The sequence below is a fragment of the Halomonas sp. V046 genome (assembly GCF_052645355.1).
Window position 1 is genome coordinate 1 of record NZ_JBQXYF010000058.1, and the last position, 411, is coordinate 411.

The window sequence follows — 411 nt, forward strand, 5'->3', positions numbered from 1 at the left end:
CCGTATCCGTATCGCTGTCGGTCACGGTGATCGCGAAGGCATCCTGCAGGCCATCGGCCCCGGTGCCCTGTTCCGTGTGGTCTTCGGTGTTGCCGTCCAGCGTGTAGGACCAGCTGTATTCGCCGTCACTTTCGGTCACGGTCAAGGTGCCGTAGTCACCGGTCACCGTGCCACCGGCGGTCACGTTGACGCCGTTGATCACCAGCGACTGCAGGGTGTCACCACCGGTGGTGATAGCGAGCGTCCCGGTGGTGGTCTGGCTGTTGCTGCCGTCGGCGCTGCCGCCCTCAAGGCCCGACTCGCTGACGCTGAACTGGCCACCGGCGGTACCCGGACTCGTGTCCGGCACGCTGATGGTCGGCTCGGAGTCCTCCGCCACGGTGACGGTAAAGACCGCGTCACTGGTGTCGC

General features: G+C 66.2%; 1 protein-coding gene. It reads right to left on the minus strand.

Going from position 1 to position 411, the window contains the following annotated elements; genetic code table 11:
- Positions 1–411, minus strand: a 411-nt coding sequence (locus ACUN9Y_RS22215; protein ID WP_445462914.1) for a hypothetical protein, incomplete at both ends; no start/stop codon positions are given.